This window comes from Cognatishimia coralii, assembly GCF_037478305.1.
In the GTDB taxonomy this organism is placed as follows: Bacteria; Pseudomonadota; Alphaproteobacteria; order Rhodobacterales; family Rhodobacteraceae; genus Cognatishimia; species Cognatishimia coralii.
The window spans coordinates 1,016,516-1,033,677 of record NZ_JBBGAZ010000001.1 but is presented as its reverse complement, the minus strand read 5'-3'; the positions used below and the strand labels follow the sequence as shown (position 1 = coordinate 1,033,677).

The window sequence follows — 17,162 nt, the reverse complement described above, 5'->3', positions numbered from 1 at the left end:
AGCTTTTTACTCTGCTGCTTTTTTCTGGTTGTTAAACGAGGACAACATGCGTTCTCCCCATTTGAGCTGGGCCTTGAGATCGGCGATGGCTTCGTCCAGCTCTTCGCGCTGACGTTCCATGCCCTCAAGATGGCCTTTGGCGATCTCATAGGTGCGTTCGTATTGGGTCTGTTGCTGGTCACCTACGTCATAGAGGTTTAGCAACTGGCGGATTTCCTCGAGCGAAAAGCCAAAACGCTTGCCGCGCAGGATCAGCTTAAGCCGCGCGCGATCGCGGCGCGTGAACAGGCGTTTCTGGCCGTCGCGGATCGGGAACAACAGCTCCTTCGCTTCGTAAAAACGCAGCGTCCGCGGGGTCACGTCGAATGCATCGCACATCTGACGGATGGTCAAAGTGTCTTCGGTCATGTCATTTCCTCGCGCTAACAAAACGGTCGGTTACGTGGGTCTGAACACTATCTAGGAGCTAGTTTACGTTTACGTAAGCGATACGCTGCGTCACAAATGAAGTTGACGTAGCGTCGACTTACGTCAACTTGAAGGTTGGACGCAGTTCACCCGTTAAGGCAATCGCAGGGGAGGGATTTAGTCGAGGTTTGACGCTGTTTCGGCGCGCAGAGCGGAAAGCTCTTCGATGGCTTCATCCAGTTGAGCACGTTGCTCATGCAGATTCGCAAGCTGGTTGTCGGCCATATCCAGAAAGGCGCGCATCTGCGCTTGGGTGCCTTCTTTTTCATAGATCAGCAGCCACTGACGCATCTCTTCAAGTTTGATGCCAAACTTACGCCCGCGCAGAATCAATGTCATGCGCGCGCTTTCCTTAGGGCCGTAGAACCGGCTGCGCCCTTCGCGCTCTGGCTGCAGGAGTTCGATATACTCGTAGTACCGCAAAGTCCGAGGCGTTACGTCGAATTTCGCACACATCTCTTTGAAAGTTAGACGTTCGGTCATGAGTATTCTCCCTTGCGGGGAATTTAGGCCCAGTGTTCACTAAGGGCAACAGTTGTGACGTTGGGAAAGTAGCTATGGTCGATAAAACTAAGATCGCACAACAATTTATCAAAGCTCTGCCGCATTCGGCCGCCTTGGGGATGGAGTTCATTTCGCTTGAGGATGGAACCGCGGGAATTGCGATGGACTACGACGAACGCTTTATCGGAGACCCTGAATCCAAAGTGATTTCCGGTGGCGCTGTGTCAGCCCTTTTGGACACCTGTTGTGGCGCTGCGGTGCTGACTCACCCGAAAGCACCAGCGCGTACGGCAACGATGGATTTGCGGATTGACTACATGCGTGGGGCAGAGCCGGGGCAAAGGATATCCGCCTATGCGGAGGTCTATCACATGACCCGTTCGGTAGCTTTCGTGCGCGCACGTGCCTTTGATGACGATATGGAAAACCCCGTGGCCACCGCCACTGGTGCCTTTACGATGGAGCACAAGTGATGAGCAGACCTCGCCCAGAACCAGTCCAAGTCGTCAAGCAACGTCGCGATGCCGTGCTGAAAGCGCTGGTGTCCAATATTCCGTACTACAGTTTCATGGGGTTTCAGTTTGACCGCCGCGGCGATGAGGTCACGGCCATCATGCCATATAATGACAGCTTGATTGGAAATCCGATGCTGCCGGCCTTGCATGGCGGGGCCTCTGCGGCCTTTCTGGAAGCCACGGCTTTGATCGTTCTAAGCTGGAGCACCCTGTGGGAAGATATGGAGTCAGGCGCCTTGTCATTGGAAGAACTGGAGGAGGGCAAGTTGCCGCGTCTGCCGAAGACGATTGATTTCTCGGTGGATTATCTGCGCACGGGCCTACCTCGGGATTCTTATGCGCGGGCGACGTTGAACCGTTCAGGCCGCCGTTATGCGTCCGTGTTTGTCGAAGCCTGGCAGGATCAACGCAGCAGGCCCTATGTGCAAGCCACAGGTCATTTCCTGATGCCTCAGCGGCAGGACACCATTTAAGCCATGACCCAGCAAGCGGAGATCACCCACCGCCGCGTGCTGAAAATTGCCGTTCCCATTGTGCTGTCCAATGCCACCGTGCCCATCCTTGGGGCCGTTGATGTTGGCGTTGTGGGCCAGATGGGCGAAGCGGCTCCGATTGGGGCTGTCGGCATGGGCGCGATTATTCTGACGACGCTCTACTGGTTCTTTGGCTTTTTGCGCATGGGCACGGCCGGTTTGGTCGGTCAGGCCAATGGGAAAGGGGATAGTGCTGAAGTCTCGGCCATTCTAACCCGCTCTCTGATGATCGCAGGCGCCGCGGGCGTCGGGTTGATTGTGTTGCAGGCCTTGCTCTTTCGCGGCGCATTTGCCCTGTCGCCTGCCTCTGAGGAGGTGGAGACGCTGGCCGCGTCCTATCTGCGAATCCGCATTTGGACGGCGCCTTTCGCGATTGCGGTTTATGCGCTGACCGGCTGGCTTGTCGCGATGGAGCGCACCTCGGGGGTCTTTTGGATCCAACTCGTGATGAACGGAATCAATATCGTTTTGGATCTTTGGTTTGTGCTTGGGCTGGGCTGGGGCGTGCAGGGCGTAGCCTTTGCGACCGTGATCGCGGAATTCACCGGAGCGGTTTTCGCGCTGTGGTACTGTCGCGATGCTTTTGACAACGTGGAGTGGCGCAATTGGCTGAGGGTGTTTGACCGCGAGAAGGTCACGCGGATGATGGTGCTGAACCTTGATATCCTGATCCGTTCGGCCATGTTGATGGCGATCTTTACGAGCTTTGTCTTCATTGGCGCGCGGTTTGGCGATGTGACCTTGGCGGCCAACGAAGTCCTAACCCAGTTCCTGCACATCACCGCCTATGCAATGGATGGCTTTGCCTTTGCCGCCGAGGCTCTGATTGCGCGGGCAATCGGTCAATCCAACCGCGCTCGCGTGCGCAAAGCGGCGCGTTATTGCATGTTCTGGGGCGGGGTGACTTGTGTCTTTCTGGCGCTTGGCTTCGCGCTGGGCGGCGGATACTTGATCGATGTCATGGCCAAGTCGGCCGACGTGCAAGACGTGGCGCGACAGTATCTGTGGTGGATGGTCTTGGCTCCGGTCGCGGGTTTTGTGGCGTGGATGTTTGACGGCATCTTCATAGGCGCAACGCGCGGGCGGGACATGCGCAATATGATGGCCGTGTCCTTTGTGATCTATATCGTAGCCGTCTTGGCTTTGGTCCCAGCCTTTGGCAACGACGGGCTTTGGGCCGCCCTGATCATTTCCTTTGTCGCGCGGGGGATCACATTGGGGCTGAAGTACCCGGGCCTTGAGAGATCCGTCGCTTAGAGGATCTCTTTCACGCTTTCAGGAGGTCTTCCGAGGCGCACGCCTTTGCCGGTGATGACCACAGGGCGTTCGATTAATTTCGGAGCCTTGGCCATGGCTGCAATCAGCACCTCGTCGCTGTCCGTCTTGGAGAGGCCGAGCTCTTTAAACTCGGCTTCGCCTGTGCGCATCAGTTGAATCGCTGGAATGCCGAGCTGAGCCAACACGTCCCGGATTTCCGCTTCGCTTGGCGCGTCCTCAAGGTACTTGCGGATCTCTACCGGCCCGTGTTCCTCGAAAATCGCCAAAGTCGCGCGGGATTTTGAACAGCGCGGGTTGTGCCAGATTACGGTCATAGCCAATCACTCCGTTTGGTGCCAACGGCCTCGGCCACATTGGCAAAGCCATCCTGTTCAATAAGGCGGTCCAGGCCAATGAGGATGTCTTGAACCATCGAAAGGCCGCCGTAGACCAAGGCTGTGTAAAGCTGCACCGCTGACGCCCCCGCGCAGATCTTGGCGTAGGCTTGGTCCGCGTTCGAAACCCCGCCGACGCCGATCAAAGGCAGTTTGCCTGCGGTCACATAGGACAGGCGCGCCAACACGCGCGTGGATTTTTCAAACAGCGGCGCGCCGGACAGCCCACCCATTTCGTCGCGATGTTGCGACTGCAGGCCTGCGCGATCCAAAGTGGTATTGGTTGCGATCACGGCGTCGATCTTTTGCTCCAGCGCAACCTCTGCGATCTCTTCGATCTCTGCCTCGGTCAGATCAGGCGCGATCTTCAGGAAAATCGGGATCTTGCGGTTGAGGGTGTCGCGCACCTCGAGCACTCCGGAAAGGAGCGCGGAGAGGGCCTCTTTGCCCTGCAGGTCACGCAGTTTCTCGGTGTTCGGAGAGCTGACATTCACCGTCGCGAAGTAGAGGTGATTGCCGCAATGGGCGAGGACTTTGGCGAAATCCGCTGCGCGGTCGTCGCTGTCTTTGTTGGCACCCAGGTTCAGCCCTAGCACCGCATCGCGTGGGCGTTTTGCCAGCCGCGCGGCAATCGCTTCCATACCCTGATTGTTAAAGCCAAAGCGGTTGATGGCGGCTTGATCCTCAGTCAGGCGAAAGAGCCGAGGTTTCGGATTGCCCGGCTGCGCGCGTGGGGTTGCAGCGCCGACCTCAAAGAACCCGAACCCAGCCCGCGACAAGCCCAGCAGGGCCTCAGCGTTCTTGTCAAATCCAGCCGCCAACCCCAGCGGGTTCGCCAGATCCAGACCTGCCACATTCGTGCGCAGCCGTGGCGACGTCACAAGGCCCGGAGAGGCCGCCACACCCAACTGCAACGACTTGATCGCCAGCCCGTGCGCGGTCTCGGGATCAAAGCGATAGAGCAGGGGCATGCCCAGACGTTCGAGGAGGTTCATTCCATGCCTCCGGCCGGAAACTGATGGACGCTGTCAACCAAGGGCAAAGGCTGTGCCCAAAGCACATCGGCGAGTCGCAGCGGTCCATAAAGGTGCGGAAACAAATCGCCGCCGCGCGATGGCTCCCATTTCAGGGCTTCGCCTAATTTTTCACCATCCAGCGCCAGTAAAAACAGCCCGTCCACACCGGCAAAATGCCGCTTAGCGGTCTCTTCGGCTTGGGCAGCAGTGGAGAAATGCACAAAGCCATCGGCGACATCAATCGGAGCCCCTTGGGATTCTCCGTTTGTTTTCAGGTCGCTCCATTCATCAGAGCGGAGGATTTTATAAATCTGCATGGCGCTGACATGCCTGTAACGTCAAGAATGGTCAAGTCGCGCGAGATGTCATTATACTGTTAAAGTTGAAAGTCTATTTCGGCTTGGGTGTTTGTCTTTTTCAAAGAGCTTTGAAAGCGTGGCTCTTTATTAGACGTTAACGATAACATGGGAGAAAAAAAGATGTCTAAACTACTCTTTACGGCAGCGGGTTTGGCGCTCACTGCGGGTATGGCGTCGGCGGATTATACGCTGACCATTTTGCATACCAACGACATTCACAGCCGGGTTGAGTCGATCAACCGGTTTGACTCTACCTGTAATGCGGACGGCGAAGCAGAGGGCAAATGCTTTGGCGGTATGGCGCGGATCAAGACGGCCGTTGATGCGAAACGTGCGGAACTTGCAGGCAGCAACTATGTTGTTCTGGACGCAGGCGACCCGTTCCAGGGCTCTTTGTTCTACACCACCTACAAGGGCGCGGCTGAGGCCGAGTTCATGGAAGCGATTGGCTATGATGTCATGGCTGTCGGCAACCACGAATTTGATGACGGCCCAGAGGGTCTTGAGGCATTCGTGGACACCGTGTCCTTCCCAGTGATCTCTGGCAACCTTGATCTGACCTCGGAACCAGCGCTGAACGGCAAGGTGTCCAATCATGTTGTTCTGAACGTAGGCGGCCAAAAGATTGGCATCATCTCTGCATTGGCGGTTGATACGGTGGAAACATCCTCGCCGGGTGAAAACGTGGTCTTCCAAGACGAGATCGAGAGCCTGAAGGCCGACGTCGCTGCGCTGGAAGCGGAAGGCGTCAACAAGATCATCGCGCTGAACCACGTTGGTCTGGCCAAAGACCTCGAGATCGCAGCAGCGGTGCCTGGTATTGACGTCGTTGTGGGGGGGCACTCTCACACACTGTTGTCCAACACCTCTGACCGCGCGGCGGGCGCTTACCCGACCATGGTTGGCGCAGTTCCAGTGGTGCAGGCCTATGCTTATTCCAAATATCTGGGTGAGCTGACTGTTACCTTTGATGACGCGGGCAACGTGACCTCTGCAATGGGTGAGCCGATCTTGCTGGATGCTTCTGTGACCCCGGATGCAGCAATGGCGGCTCGGATCGCCGAAATGGGCGCGCCGATTGAAGAGATGAAGCAGCGCGTTGTTGCAGAAACCGCCGAGGCGGTCGAAGGCGCGCGTGAGTTCTGCCGGACCGGTGAATGCGCGATGGGCAACCTTGTTGCTGACGCGATGTTGGACCGTGTGAAGGATCAAGGCATTTCGATTGCGATCCAAAACGGGGGCGGTCTGCGCGCATCTATTGACGCGGGCGAAGTCACCATGGGCGAAGTCCTGACCGTTCTGCCATTCCAGAACACGCTTTCGACCTTCTTCGTATCCGGTCAAACCGTGATCGACGCGCTTGAAAACGGCGTAAGTCAGGTCGAAGAAGTGAAAGGCCGCTTCCCACAGGTTGCGGGTCTGAAGTTCACCTGGGATGCCTCTGTGGCGGCTGGCGAAGGCCGGATCCAAGAGGTGATGGTCATGGAAGGCGGCGAGTTCGTCGCGATTGATCCAGCCAAGACCTATGGTCTGGTGTCCAACAACTATGTCCGTGGTGGTGGTGACGGCTATAAGATGTTCCGCGATGCGGACAATGCTTATGACTACGGCCCGGACCTCGCGGATGTGACCGCGGAGTATCTGGCGAAAGTCGGTCCTTATACACCTTACACTGACGGGCGGATTGCCCAAAAGTAAGCTGATTTAACACAAAAATTGAGAAGCCCGGCCGGCAACGGTCGGGCTTTTTTAATTAAGAGCGGAATCAAGGCCTAAGGCCGCCGCTCTTTCGCCGACCCGACCCGCAGGGGCGGCGCATTTGTGAGGTTTCGCTCCAACACCGAACTAGGACGTGGGCTGAAACATAAATTGGCACATAGGACTGGCTCGATGCCACCCCTCGGATCGGCGCAAGAGCGGCTTTGAGCTAGATCTTGATACGATCCTGCTTGTCCGAAATCGGAATAAACTCTTCCGTATCACCGGGTGGCAGATGAAACGGCCCGTTTGCCCAATCCTCAGTTTTCCAAGCTTCCTTCGCGGCCTCGATCTTGGCCTTGTCGGAACTCACAAAGTTCCACCAGATATAACGCGGCCCATTCAGTGTCGCCCCGCCCAGAGCCATCAGTCGCGCACCCTTCGCGCCCGCGCGGATCGAGATCTTGTCCCCCGGACGGAACACCATCATCTGGCCGACCTCAAACACCTGCCCGCTGACCTCAATCGACCCCTGCGTGACATAGATCCCGCGGTCTTCGTGATTATCGGGCAGGGGGAACTGCGCGTGGGCCTCTAGCACGACATCGGCATAGAAGATCTCGGATTGCATGGTGACAGGCGACGCAGCCCCCCAAGCGTCCCCAAGGATCAAACGCACAGACGCGCCTCTGTCCTGCAGATAGGGCAGCGCGGCTTCTTTGTGATGCTCAAAGTCAGGTGCCATATCCTCTTTGTCCTCAGGCAGGGCAACCCAGGTTTGGATCCCAAACAGCGAATGCCGCGTCGCGCGTGTCTCGTCCGAGGTGCGCTCGGAATGGGTCACGCCTCGGCCTGCGAGCATCCAGTTCACCTCGCCAGGATAGATCATCTGATGCGTGCCCAAAGAGTCGCGATGCTCAAATTCGCCCTGATACAGATAGGTGACCGTGCCCAAGCCAATATGAGGATGCGGACGCACGTCGATGCCGCCCTCGGTGATGAACTCGGCAGGGCCCATCTGGTCAAAAAACACAAACGGCCCGACCATCTTGCGTTCCACGGACGGCAAAGCTCGGCGCACTTCGAAACCACCAAGGTCGCGTGCACGCGGCACGATCATCGTCTCGATATTCTCAAGCGTGGCTTTGGGGTGTTGGCTTGGGTTCCAGCTCATGATCTGTCCTTTCGCTTAAGAGGCGCGTACATCGCGCGTTTCATCGGGGTGGCGGTCCATATAGCCCTTCATATACGGGCAGAGCGGCAAGATCTTTTGCCCTGCGGCTCGGGCATCTGCGACAAGTCGTTCTGCCAGTGCTTTTGCGATCCCTTGCCCCCGCAAATCGTCAGAAACCGAGGTATGGTCGGCAATCACCAAGGCACCTGAGGCGACCGAGATTGTTAAGATGCCTTCGCCTTCAAACCCGTCTACCTTTGCCAGATAGCTGGCTTTAGATCCTGTGTCTTCGCGTGTGATCGTTATCGTCATTGCGGCCTCCGAATGATTGGCTTTGGCAAATGTAGCGTCTTTTGGCAGTCTGCCTATTCCACGCCTGTGCAGGAGACTTGCGCATTTTAGCACAGAAGGTCCGCGTGCTGCGCAAATGGGCTGACAGGCAGGGCCGAGGGGCTTAGAAAGAGGATATGGATCACCCGCTCATCGACCTTATCAACCAAAAGATCGCGGCCGCAGAGGCGGACGGCGCCTTTGACAATCTAGAAGGCGCAGGCAAGCCCTTGCCGCGTGAGGACGATCCCGAGAACGCTCTGATCAATCGCCTGATCAAGGAAAGCGGCGGGGTGCCCGAATTCGTGTCGCTGTCGCGGGAGCTGGCCAAACTGCGTGAAGAGCTACGCGAGACCGGTGATCGCAGCAGACGTCAGGACATCATGAAAGAGATGTCGATGATGGAGGCCAAAATAGAGCTCGCCCGCAAACAGGCGCGATAGTCAGCGATGTGCGGGCGTTTCGCGATAACTCTGCCGACAGATGCTATGGCGCAATTGTTTGATGCGGCGCCAGCGAACGACATGCCCGATGTGCCCAACTACAACGTCTGCCCGACAACCGGCGTGCATGTGGTCATGTCCGACGACACCCGAAAGCTCGTCACCATGCGCTGGGGATTTCTGCCGCATTGGTACAAGAGCCCAACGGAAGGGCCTCTATTGATCAACGCGCGGGCGGAGACCATTGCCGAGAAACCCGCCTTCCGTGAGGCCTGTCGCGCGCGGCGTTGCCTGATCCCGATCAGCGGCTTTTATGAATGGACCAAGGACGAGGCCGGCAAACGCTGGCCTTGGTATATTCAGGGGCCACAGACTTTGGCCCTTGCAGGTGTCTGGCAAGACTGGGGGCCCGACGACGCCCGCCAACGCACCTGTGCGGTTGTGACGATCAAAGCCAATGAGACCATGTCTCAGGTGCACCACCGAATGCCTGTCGTGATTGACCAAGAGGATTGGGGCCTGTGGCTGGGCGAAGAGGGATTTGGCGCCGCGCCTCTGATGAAAGCGGCGGATGAGGACCTCTTGTCCTTCTACCAAGTCGATCCCAAAGTGAACTCCAATCGCGCGCAGGGGCCAGAGCTGATCGAGCCATTTCATGCGTGATTATCAAACTCAGGCTACGAGTGTTTTGGCACCGTAACGCCTTGGCGAATGGGTCAAAATCAGGTTCTGTAATGCAAGAGAACAGCGAAAGACCGCGATGACCACGTCTTATCATATCCCCGAAGGCGGCCTGCCTCCGCAAACCCAGATCACCACGACCCGCGCGATTTTCACCGAGGCTTTCGCGGTGATCCCGAAGGGCGTGATGACCGATATCGTGACCTCGAACTTGCCATTCTGGGAAAAGACACGCGCCTGGGTTCTGGCGCGTCCCCTAAGCGGATTTGCCGAGACATTTTCGCATTACCTCATGGAGGTCGCTGCGGGTGGTGGCAGCCAAAGGCCAGAGCTTGATCCAGAAGCGCAGGGCGTTTTGTTCGTCGTCGGCGGTGAGGTTCAATTGACGCTTGGCGGTGCAACACACGAATTGGCCGCGGGAGGCTATGCCTATATCCCTGCGGGCAGCGAATGGACTCTACTGAACACCAGCGATCAACCCGCCCAATTTCACTGGGTCCGCAAAGCCTATGAGGCGGTTGACGGCATTGATGCGCCAGAGGCTTTTGTGACGTCGGATGCAGACCATGCGCCCATTGCTATGCCGGATACCGAGGGGCGCTGGGCCACGACGCGCTTTGTGGATCCCGACGATATGCGCCACGACATGCACGTCAATATTGTGACCTTTGAGCCGGGTGGGGTCATTCCATTCCCAGAAACCCACGTCATGGAGCATGGGCTTTTCGTTCTAGAAGGCAAGGCGGTCTATCTGCTCAATCAACAATGGATCGAGGTGGAGGCCGGCGACTTCATGTGGCTGCGCGCTTTCTGCCCGCAGGCCTGTTATGCCTCAGGCCCAGGTCGCTTCCGCTATTTGCTCTATAAGGACGTGAACCGGCATATGCCGCTCTAGATTGGTACAATTTCGCTCTGGCCATTGCGCGGCAAAGAGAGTGAAACTGCGCGCGTAAGCGACTCGAAATGAGGGCGGTGCCATGTCTGATCAAACAAAGCGCATCTTTATAAATGGCTTTGGCCGGATCGGTCGAGCGGTGCTGCGTATTCTGAAACAGAACGCGGCCTATGGGGATATCGAGATCGTTGGCCTCAATGACATCGAGCCCTTGGAAACCTGCGCCTATTTGTTCGAATATGACTCGATCTTTGGTCCGTATCCGGGCGAGGTTGCAGCAGGCGATCAATCCCTGACCGTAGATGGTCAAGTGATCCCGTTTCACAGCGCGAAAGACATCTCCACACTGGATCTCAGTACCGTCGACGTGGTTCTGGAATGCACCGGCATGGCCGGCAAACGCGCCTTTGCGGAACACGGTCTTGAGGCGGGCGCGAAACGTGTTCTGATTTCTGGCCCCTCTGATGAGGCCGATATCACCATCGTGTTGGGCGCGAACGAGGATCAAATCGGTGCCCATCGCGTCGTGTCCAACGCGTCGTGCACGACCAACGCGCTCGCGCCGTTGATGAATGTTCTGGATGCTGAATATGGGTTGATCAGTGGCCACATGACGACCGTGCACTGCTACACCGGCTCGCAGCCCACTGTCGACAAACCCCGCGCCAATCTCGAACGCAGCCGCGCGGCGGCGCTTTCGATGGTGCCCACGACCACCAGCGCCCAAAAGCTAATCGCGCGTGTGCTGCCCCACCTGGAAGGCCGCGTCGAAGCCCGCGCCATCCGCGTGCCCACAGCCAGCGTCAGCGCCATCGACCTGACGATCCAGACAGAGTCGCCCGTCTCAGCCGAAGCGGTGAACGCCTTGCTCAAGTCCAAGACCGCCGAAGGCATTCTGGGGTGGACGCAAAAACCACTTGTCTCTACCGACTTGCGCATGCGCCCTGAAAGTCTCGTGATCTGCGAACGCGAAACTTCGGTCAGTGTCGGCGGCTTGCTGCGCGTCTTTGGCTGGTATGACAACGAATTCGGCTTCTCCTGCCGCCTCTTGGACATGGTCCGCCTGATGGCCCGCTAAGCCTTTCTCTTGCCCAAAATATCCCGGGTGAATTGGCCCTAGGCCAAGAGGGCAGAGCCCCAAAAGAAAAGCCCCACCAAACGGCGGGGCTTTCTCGTCTCTTGCGTCTTGCAGCGCTTACTTGCGCTTTTTCGGAGGCATCAGATCGGTGATCGTGCCTTCAAACATTTCGGCTGCAAAGTTTACCGTTTCCGACAGGGTCGGGTGCGGGTGGATGGTGTGCCCCAGATCGGTCGCATCCGAGCCCATCTCAATGGCCAGCGCGACTTCGGCGATCAGATCGCCCGCATTCGGCCCCACGATACCAGCACCAATCACGCGATCGGTCTCGTGATCAAAGATCAGCTTCGTGATGCCTTCAGAGCGCCCCAACGACAGGGACCGACCGGATGCCGCCCAAGGGAACGAGCCCTTGCCGACCTTGATACCTTCCGCTTTCGCTTGGTTCTCGGTCACGCCAACCCAAGCCACTTCCGGATCGGTATAAGCCACCGACGGGATCACGCGCGCATCAAAGTGGCGCTTGTGACCGGCGGCGACTTCTGCTGCGACCTTGCCTTCGTGGACGGCTTTGTGCGCGAGCATCGGCTGACCAACCACATCGCCAATCGCAAAGATATGCGCCTGACCCGTGCGTTGCTGGCCGTCGACTGCGATAAAGCCACGCTCGTCCACCGCAACACCTGCAGCACCTGCGTTGATCTTTGCACCGTTCGGGCGACGCCCAACAGAGACCAAAAGCTTGTCAAAGACGTCGGTTGTGACCTCGCCCTTGTCATCCTCAAAGGTCACTTTCAGACCGTCCTCACGCGCTTCGACAGCGGTGACTTTGGTCTTGAGTTTGATGTCCTCATAGCGCGACTTGATGCGATTATGCAGAGGCTTCACGATGTCTTTGTCAGCACCCGGAATGATCTGATCCATCAGTTCCACGATGGTCACATCCGTGCCAAGCGCGTCATAGACCGTCGCCATCTCCAGACCGATGATACCACCGCCCAGAACCAACATCCGTTTCGGGATGTCCTTCAGCTCCAAAGCACCGGTGGAGTCAATCACACGCTCATCATCATGTGGGATGAAGGGCAGGGTGACCGGCTCGGACCCTGCTGCGATGATACATTGATCAAAGCTAACGGTAGAGCGTTTGCCGTTGTCGTTCACTTCGATCATGTTCGGTCCGGTAAAGGTACCAAAGCCGGTAACGACCTGAACCTTACGGCCCTTCGCAAGACCACCCAGACCGCCTGTCAGCTGTTTGACCACAGAGTCCTTCCAGCCGCGCAGCTTGTCCAGATCGACATTTGGCGTGTCAAACGTGATGCCGTGATCGCCCATTTCCTCGGACTCGGTGATCACTTTGGCCGCATGCAACAGCGCCTTTGATGGGATACAGCCGACGTTCAGGCAGACACCCCCAAGGTTGTTGTCTTTCTCGATCAGCACGACCTTTTTGCCAAGGTCCGCCGCGCGGAACGCTGCTGTGTAGCCGCCAGGGCCAGAGCCCAGAACCACGACCTCAGCATGCACATCACCTGCACCACTTGCGGTTCCAGTCGGAGCCACAGCGGTCGGGGCCGCCGGGGCCTCTGCCGCTGGGGCTGCTGCTGGGGCGTCCGCCGCCGCAGCGCCTTCGAGAACCAAGATCACAGAGCCCTCAGAGACGTTGTCGCCCTCAGACACTTTGATCTCTTTCACAGTGCCCGCCGCAGGGGAGGGCACTTCCATCGTGGCTTTGTCAGATTCCAACTCGATCAGCGGGTCTTCTTCCGCAACCGTGTCACCCACGGCAACCAGAATCGAGATCACAGGAACTTCGGAGAAATCACCAATATCAGGTACTTTAACTTCCATCAGATTATCCCCCTTACCACATCAACTTGCGCATATCGCCCAAGAGGGTCTTGAGCGTCACGGTGAACCGTGCGGCCAAGGCTCCGTCGATGGCGCGGTGGTCATAGGACAGCGACAGAGGCTGCATCAGGCGCGGCACGAATTCTTCGCCGTTCCAGACAGGCGCCATTTTGGACCGTGTCAGACCAAGGATCGCAACTTCTGGTGCGTTCACGATTGGGGTGAAAGATGTGCCGCCGATGCCGCCGAGAGACGAGATGGTGAAGGTCGCGCCAGACATGTCCGGCCCCTTCAGCTCGCCCGCGCGGGCCTTGCCGGAGAGTTCCATCAGATCTTTGGAGATCTCGACGATGCCCTTGCGGTCCGCGTCTTTGATCACAGGAACCACCAGACCATTTGGCGTATCCGCCGCAAAGCCGATGTTGTAGTAGTCCTTCTTGATCAGCTTGTCGCCATCCGGATGGATCGAGCTGTTGACTTCCCAATGCTCTTTCAGCGCGGAAACCGATGCTTTGATGACAAAGCTCAGGAGGGTCACGCGATAGCCGTTCTCTTTGGCCATCGTGTCCATTTCCTTGCGGTATTTGTCCAGATCCGTGATGTCAGCCTCATCATTATGGGTGACATGCGGGATGTTCAGCCAAGAGCGATGCAGCGCAGGGCCAGAGATCTTTTTGATCCGTGGCATTTCCACGTCTTCGACCTTGCCGAATTTGCTGAAGTCGACCGCTGGGATCGGAGGGATCCCCATGCCGCCTTGCGCCGGTGCGCCACCAGAGGCCGCAGGAGCCGTGGTGGATTTCAAGAAGGCAGTCACGTCTTCGCGCAGGATCCGACCTTTGCGGCCAGAGCCGTTCACTTTGGAAATGTCGATGTCCAGCTGGCGGGCAAAGGCACGCACCGATGGGCTCGCGTGCGCCTTAGAGAAGCCACTGTCGGTGACAGAGGCCGCTGCCGGTGCTGCCGGTGCAGGGGCCTCCGCGGGCGCTGCCGCTGGTGCAGCCGTAGGAGCTGGCGCTGCTGCAGGGACCTCGGTTGAGGCGGCTGCCTCGCCGTCCAAAATTACGATCAGGGTGCCTTCAGAGACGGGATCGCCCTCGGACACTTTGATCTCTTTGACCGTGCCTGCCGCAGGAGAGGGCACTTCCATGGTCGCCTTGTCGCTTTCCACTTCGATCAGCGGGTCTTCTTCGCTGACCACATCCCCCACGCTGACCAGAATGGTCACAACCGGTACGTCGGAAAAATCGCCGATATCGGGTACTTTAACGTCTATTGTCATAATCTTGTCTCCTCTCCCGATCACACCAGACGGGGGTTCGGCTTGTTGCCGTCGATGTCATATTTCTTAAGTGCTTTTTCGAGCTGCGCCTTGGTCACATTGCCCTCACGATAGAGGTCAACCATGGCCGCCGCGGCGATGTGGTTTGCATCCACTTCAAAGAAGCGACGCAGGTTCACGCGGCTGTCAGAGCGCCCAAACCCATCCGTGCCCAGAACCGTGTAGCGACCGGGAACCGCAGAGCGGATCTGCTCGGCGTAGTTCTTCATATAGTCGGTCGCGACGATGATCGGGCCTTTGGCTTTGCTCAGTTGCTCGGTGACAAATGGCACTTTCGGATCCGCAAGCGGGTTCAGGCGGTTGTGACGATCCACATCCTGAACATCGCGGGCCAGCTCGTTAAAGCTTGGAGCAGACCAGATCTCGGAAGAGACACCAAAGTCTTCTTCTAGCATCTCAGCCGCCTTCATCGCCTGCACCAGAATGGTGCCAGAGCCCATCAGCGTGACGTGCTTTTTGCCCGGACGTTTCACCTCTTTGAAACGATAGAGGCCTTTGATGATGTCGCCCTCAACACCGGCTGGCATATCCGGGTGGCTGTAGTTCTCGTTCATCAGCGTGAGATAGAAGAACACGTCTTCTTGGTCCTCATACATCCGCTTGAGGCCATGTTGCACGATAGTGGCAACCTCAAACTGGAAGGTTGGGTCATAGCTGATGCAGTTCGGGATGGTACCTGCGAGGATATGGCTGTGGCCGTCTTCGTGTTGCAGACCTTCACCGTTCAGCGTGGTCCGACCCGCGGTGCCGCCCAGCATAAAGCCACGGGCCCGGCTGTCGCCTGCGGCCCAGGCCAGATCGCCAATCCGCTGGAAGCCAAACATGGAATAGTAGATGAAGAAAGGGATCATCGGCACGCCGTGGTTGGAATAGGACGTCGCCGCCGCAATCCAGTCGGCCATTGCACCGGCTTCGTTGATGCCTTCTTGCAGAACCTGACCGTTGATGGACTCTTTGTAGTACATCATCTGGTCTGCATCTTCGGGCGTATAATTCTGGCCCAGCGGGTTGTAGATCCCTACAGAGCGGAACAGGCCTTCCATACCAAAGGTGCGGCTTTCATCCGGCACAATCGGTACCACGTTTTTGCCGATCTGCTTGTCACGCAACAGCGTGGTCAGGATACGGACAAAGGCCATGGTGGTGGAAATCTCACGCTCGCCCGTACCTTTGAGCTGTGCGTCAAACTTCGACAGCGGCGGGATTTCCAGTTTGTCGGATTTGGTTTCCCGTTTCGGGAATTCGCCACCCAAAGCTTTACGACGATCTGCCAGATAGGCTTTCTGCGCGTTGTTCAGCTTAACAAATGGTGCCTTTGGCAGGTCTTCGTCGCTCACTGGGATCTCAAAGCGATCCCGGAACGCGCGCAGTTGATCCTCGGCCATTTTCTTTTGCTGGTGAGTCGTGTTCTGACCTTCACCCGCAGAACCCATGCCGTAACCCTTAACCGTTTTGATCAAGAGGCAGGTTGGGGTGCCTTTGGTGTCTGTCGCGCGTTTAAAGGCAGTGTAGACTTTTTGCGGATCATGGCCGCCACGACGCAGGGCAAATATCTGCTCGTCGCTCCAGTCTTCGACCAGTTTCGCGGTCTCTGGGTATTTGCCAAAGAAATGCTCGCGGATATAGGCACCGTCTTTGGACTTAAACGTTTGGTAGTCACCGTCGACGGTTTCATCCATCAACTGGCGCAGCTTGCCCGAGGTGTCTTTTTCCAAGAGCTCGTCCCAGCCCTTTCCCCAAAGCAGTTTGATGACATTCCAGCCTGCGCCACGGAAGTCGCCCTCAAGTTCCTGAACGATCTTGTGGTTGCCGCGCACAGGGCCATCCAGACGCTGCAGGTTGCAGTTCACAACAAAGATCAGGTTGTCGAGGCCTTCGCGTGCAGCCAAGTCGATCGCGCCACGGCTTTCCGGCTCGTCCATCTCGCCGTCGCCAAGGAAACACCAGACCTTACGGTCCGCCATATCGATGTGGCCACGGTTGTGCATGTATTTCATGAACCGCGCTTGGTAGATCGCCATCAGCGGGCCAAGCCCCATGGAAACGGTTGGGAACTGCCAGTAGTCCGGCATCAGCCATGGGTGCGGGTAGGAAGACAACCCATTGCCATCTACTTCAGAGCGGAAGTTTTCCATCTGCTCTTCCGTCAGGCGGCCTTCCATAAAGGAGCGTGCATAGATGCCTGGGATCACGTGTCCCTGGAAGAATACCAGATCGCCACCATGGATCGCAGACTTAGAGCGCCAGAAGTGGTTCAAGCCGATGTCATACATGACAGCCGAGGAGGCGAAGGAAGCGATGTGGCCGCCGTATTCGCTGCTGACTTTGTTGCGGCGGACAACCGTCGCCATCGCGTTCCAGCGGTTGATCGTGCGGATGCGCCATTCCATATCCAGATCGCCGGGGAAGGCTTCCTGCTGATCCACTGGGATCGTGTTCTGATATGGGGTTGTCGCCGAAAACGGCAGGTTTGCCCCGGCGGCGCGCGCTTGTTGCACCGCTTTGTCTAATAGGTAATGCGCCCGGTCCGCGCCATCGCGCGCGATCACATCCTCAACGGCATCTTGCCATTCTCGGGATTCGACCGGATCAATATCGTCCAATGGTGTCGCCATGTAGA

General features: G+C 57.5%; 18 protein-coding genes. 8 read left to right on the top strand and 10 right to left on the bottom strand.

Translation table 11 applies throughout. From position 1 onward, the window contains the following. Nucleotides 1-6: 6 nt before the first annotated feature. Both WG622_RS05195 and WG622_RS05190 read right to left on the bottom strand, forming a co-directional pair. Nucleotides 7-408 carry a MerR family transcriptional regulator gene (locus WG622_RS05195; protein ID WP_209356817.1) on the bottom strand — a complete coding sequence of 134 codons (402 nt, stop codon included), beginning with the start codon at nucleotides 406-408 and terminating at the stop codon, nucleotides 7-9. Between the two features lie 177 nt (nucleotides 409-585). After that, the gene (locus tag WG622_RS05190) at nucleotides 586-951 is read right to left on the bottom strand and encodes a MerR family transcriptional regulator (protein ID WP_209356816.1); all 366 of its coding nucleotides are present in this window, start codon (nucleotides 949-951) and stop codon (nucleotides 586-588) included. Between the two features lie 74 nt (nucleotides 952-1,025). On the opposite strand from WG622_RS05190, the gene WG622_RS05185 reads away from it, so the two are divergent. The 3 genes from WG622_RS05185 to WG622_RS05175 are packed head-to-tail and all read left to right on the top strand — an operon-like array spanning nucleotide 1,026 to nucleotide 3,277. Further along, complete coding sequence (locus WG622_RS05185; protein WP_339402597.1) at nucleotides 1,026-1,445, top strand: PaaI family thioesterase; 420 nt, start codon at nucleotides 1,026-1,028, stop codon at nucleotides 1,443-1,445. Further along, nucleotides 1,445-1,960 (top strand): PaaI family thioesterase, encoded by a 516-nt coding sequence (locus tag WG622_RS05180; RefSeq protein WP_339402596.1) that lies wholly within the window; start codon nucleotides 1,445-1,447, stop codon nucleotides 1,958-1,960. Before WG622_RS05185 ends, WG622_RS05180 begins: the two co-directional genes overlap by 1 nt. A gap of 3 nt (nucleotides 1,961-1,963) precedes the next feature. Continuing rightward, the gene (locus WG622_RS05175) at nucleotides 1,964-3,277 is read left to right on the top strand and encodes an MATE family efflux transporter (RefSeq protein ID WP_339402595.1); all 1,314 of its coding nucleotides are present in this window, start codon (nucleotides 1,964-1,966) and stop codon (nucleotides 3,275-3,277) included. On the opposite strand, the gene arsC is transcribed toward WG622_RS05175, so the two are convergent. From arsC to WG622_RS05160, 3 genes are read right to left on the bottom strand one after another with little or no spacing between them, the layout of a single operon-like run. Further along, nucleotides 3,274-3,612, bottom strand: coding sequence for an arsenate reductase (glutaredoxin) (gene arsC / locus WG622_RS05170; protein WP_339402594.1), 339 nt, complete (start codon nucleotides 3,610-3,612; stop codon nucleotides 3,274-3,276). The genes WG622_RS05175 and arsC overlap by 4 nt on opposite strands. Next, nucleotides 3,609-4,667: a quinone-dependent dihydroorotate dehydrogenase gene (locus tag WG622_RS05165; protein WP_339402593.1), complete on the bottom strand. Its 1,059-nt coding sequence runs from the start codon at nucleotides 4,665-4,667 to the stop codon at nucleotides 3,609-3,611. Before WG622_RS05165 ends, arsC begins: the two co-directional genes overlap by 4 nt. Further along, a complete protein-coding gene (locus tag WG622_RS05160) occupies nucleotides 4,664-5,005 on the bottom strand; it encodes a DUF952 domain-containing protein (protein WP_339402592.1) in 342 nt (113 codons plus the stop codon). The genes WG622_RS05165 and WG622_RS05160 overlap by 4 nt, the downstream gene beginning before the upstream one ends. A gap of 162 nt (nucleotides 5,006-5,167) precedes the next feature. Here WG622_RS05160 and WG622_RS05155 point away from each other — a divergent pair, with 162 nt between their 5' ends. Further along, complete coding sequence (locus WG622_RS05155; RefSeq protein ID WP_339402591.1) at nucleotides 5,168-6,745, top strand: bifunctional metallophosphatase/5'-nucleotidase; 1,578 nt, start codon at nucleotides 5,168-5,170, stop codon at nucleotides 6,743-6,745. A 229-nt stretch (nucleotides 6,746-6,974) separates the two neighbouring features. Here the strand turns inward: WG622_RS05155 and WG622_RS05150 are convergent, their stop codons facing one another. Next, nucleotides 6,975-7,919 (bottom strand): pirin family protein, encoded by a 945-nt coding sequence (locus tag WG622_RS05150; RefSeq protein ID WP_339402590.1) that lies wholly within the window; start codon nucleotides 7,917-7,919, stop codon nucleotides 6,975-6,977. Between the two features lie 15 nt (nucleotides 7,920-7,934). Then, nucleotides 7,935-8,231: a GNAT family N-acetyltransferase gene (locus WG622_RS05145; RefSeq protein WP_209356807.1), complete on the bottom strand. Its 297-nt coding sequence runs from the start codon at nucleotides 8,229-8,231 to the stop codon at nucleotides 7,935-7,937. 155 nt (nucleotides 8,232-8,386) lie between these two features. Between WG622_RS05145 and WG622_RS05140 the strand changes: the two genes are divergently transcribed. The 4 genes from WG622_RS05140 to WG622_RS05125 all read left to right on the top strand — a co-directional run bounded on the left by WG622_RS05140 (nucleotide 8,387) and on the right by WG622_RS05125 (nucleotide 11,346). Beyond that, nucleotides 8,387-8,692 (top strand): DnaJ family domain-containing protein, encoded by a 306-nt coding sequence (locus WG622_RS05140; RefSeq protein ID WP_339402589.1) that lies wholly within the window; start codon nucleotides 8,387-8,389, stop codon nucleotides 8,690-8,692. A gap of 6 nt (nucleotides 8,693-8,698) precedes the next feature. After that, on the top strand, nucleotides 8,699-9,355 hold the full coding sequence (locus WG622_RS05135) for an SOS response-associated peptidase (RefSeq protein ID WP_339402588.1): 657 nt from the start codon (nucleotides 8,699-8,701) through the stop codon (nucleotides 9,353-9,355). A gap of 97 nt (nucleotides 9,356-9,452) precedes the next feature. Further along, nucleotides 9,453-10,268, top strand: coding sequence for a bifunctional allantoicase/(S)-ureidoglycine aminohydrolase (locus WG622_RS05130; protein WP_339402587.1), 816 nt, complete (start codon nucleotides 9,453-9,455; stop codon nucleotides 10,266-10,268). 82 nt (nucleotides 10,269-10,350) lie between these two features. Beyond that, nucleotides 10,351-11,346 carry a type I glyceraldehyde-3-phosphate dehydrogenase gene (locus tag WG622_RS05125; protein ID WP_339402586.1) on the top strand — a complete coding sequence of 332 codons (996 nt, stop codon included), beginning with the start codon at nucleotides 10,351-10,353 and terminating at the stop codon, nucleotides 11,344-11,346. Nucleotides 11,347-11,463: 117 nt separating this feature from the next. Here WG622_RS05125 and lpdA read toward each other — a convergent pair whose 3' ends face one another. The 3 genes from lpdA to aceE are packed head-to-tail and all read right to left on the bottom strand — an operon-like array spanning nucleotide 11,464 to nucleotide 17,157. Further along, on the bottom strand, nucleotides 11,464-13,200 hold the full coding sequence (gene lpdA / locus WG622_RS05120; protein WP_339402585.1) for a dihydrolipoyl dehydrogenase: 1,737 nt from the start codon (nucleotides 13,198-13,200) through the stop codon (nucleotides 11,464-11,466). Between the two features lie 13 nt (nucleotides 13,201-13,213). Further along, a complete protein-coding gene (gene aceF, locus WG622_RS05115) occupies nucleotides 13,214-14,482 on the bottom strand; it encodes a dihydrolipoyllysine-residue acetyltransferase (protein ID WP_339402584.1) in 1,269 nt (422 codons plus the stop codon). 20 nt (nucleotides 14,483-14,502) lie between these two features. Then, a complete protein-coding gene (aceE, locus tag WG622_RS05110) occupies nucleotides 14,503-17,157 on the bottom strand; it encodes a pyruvate dehydrogenase (acetyl-transferring), homodimeric type (RefSeq protein ID WP_339402583.1) in 2,655 nt (884 codons plus the stop codon). Nucleotides 17,158-17,162: the final 5 nt, after the last annotated feature.

What these genes read in the sequence shown, in the direction of transcription:
- WG622_RS05195 (WP_209356817.1), bottom strand. Translation starts at nt 408, where the DNA reads ATGACCGAAGACACTTTGACCATCCGTCAGATGTGCGATGCATTCGAC.
- WG622_RS05190 (WP_209356816.1), bottom strand. Translation starts at nt 951, where the DNA reads ATGACCGAACGTCTAACTTTCAAAGAGATGTGTGCGAAATTCGACGTA.
- WG622_RS05185 (WP_339402597.1), top strand. Translation starts at nt 1,026, where the DNA reads ATGGTCGATAAAACTAAGATCGCACAACAATTTATCAAAGCTCTGCCG.
- WG622_RS05180 (WP_339402596.1), top strand. Translation starts at nt 1,445, where the DNA reads ATGAGCAGACCTCGCCCAGAACCAGTCCAAGTCGTCAAGCAACGTCGC.
- WG622_RS05175 (WP_339402595.1), top strand. Translation starts at nt 1,964, where the DNA reads ATGACCCAGCAAGCGGAGATCACCCACCGCCGCGTGCTGAAAATTGCC.
- arsC (WP_339402594.1), bottom strand. Translation starts at nt 3,612, where the DNA reads ATGACCGTAATCTGGCACAACCCGCGCTGTTCAAAATCCCGCGCGACT.
- WG622_RS05165 (WP_339402593.1), bottom strand. Translation starts at nt 4,667, where the DNA reads ATGAACCTCCTCGAACGTCTGGGCATGCCCCTGCTCTATCGCTTTGAT.
- WG622_RS05160 (WP_339402592.1), bottom strand. Translation starts at nt 5,005, where the DNA reads ATGCAGATTTATAAAATCCTCCGCTCTGATGAATGGAGCGACCTGAAA.
- WG622_RS05155 (WP_339402591.1), top strand. Translation starts at nt 5,168, where the DNA reads ATGTCTAAACTACTCTTTACGGCAGCGGGTTTGGCGCTCACTGCGGGT.
- WG622_RS05150 (WP_339402590.1), bottom strand. Translation starts at nt 7,919, where the DNA reads ATGAGCTGGAACCCAAGCCAACACCCCAAAGCCACGCTTGAGAATATC.
- WG622_RS05145 (WP_209356807.1), bottom strand. Translation starts at nt 8,231, where the DNA reads ATGACGATAACGATCACACGCGAAGACACAGGATCTAAAGCCAGCTAT.
- WG622_RS05140 (WP_339402589.1), top strand. Translation starts at nt 8,387, where the DNA reads ATGGATCACCCGCTCATCGACCTTATCAACCAAAAGATCGCGGCCGCA.
- WG622_RS05135 (WP_339402588.1), top strand. Translation starts at nt 8,699, where the DNA reads ATGTGCGGGCGTTTCGCGATAACTCTGCCGACAGATGCTATGGCGCAA.
- WG622_RS05130 (WP_339402587.1), top strand. Translation starts at nt 9,453, where the DNA reads ATGACCACGTCTTATCATATCCCCGAAGGCGGCCTGCCTCCGCAAACC.
- WG622_RS05125 (WP_339402586.1), top strand. Translation starts at nt 10,351, where the DNA reads ATGTCTGATCAAACAAAGCGCATCTTTATAAATGGCTTTGGCCGGATC.
- lpdA (WP_339402585.1), bottom strand. Translation starts at nt 13,200, where the DNA reads ATGGAAGTTAAAGTACCTGATATTGGTGATTTCTCCGAAGTTCCTGTG.
- aceF (WP_339402584.1), bottom strand. Translation starts at nt 14,482, where the DNA reads ATGACAATAGACGTTAAAGTACCCGATATCGGCGATTTTTCCGACGTA.
- aceE (WP_339402583.1), bottom strand. Translation starts at nt 17,157, where the DNA reads ATGGCGACACCATTGGACGATATTGATCCGGTCGAATCCCGAGAATGG.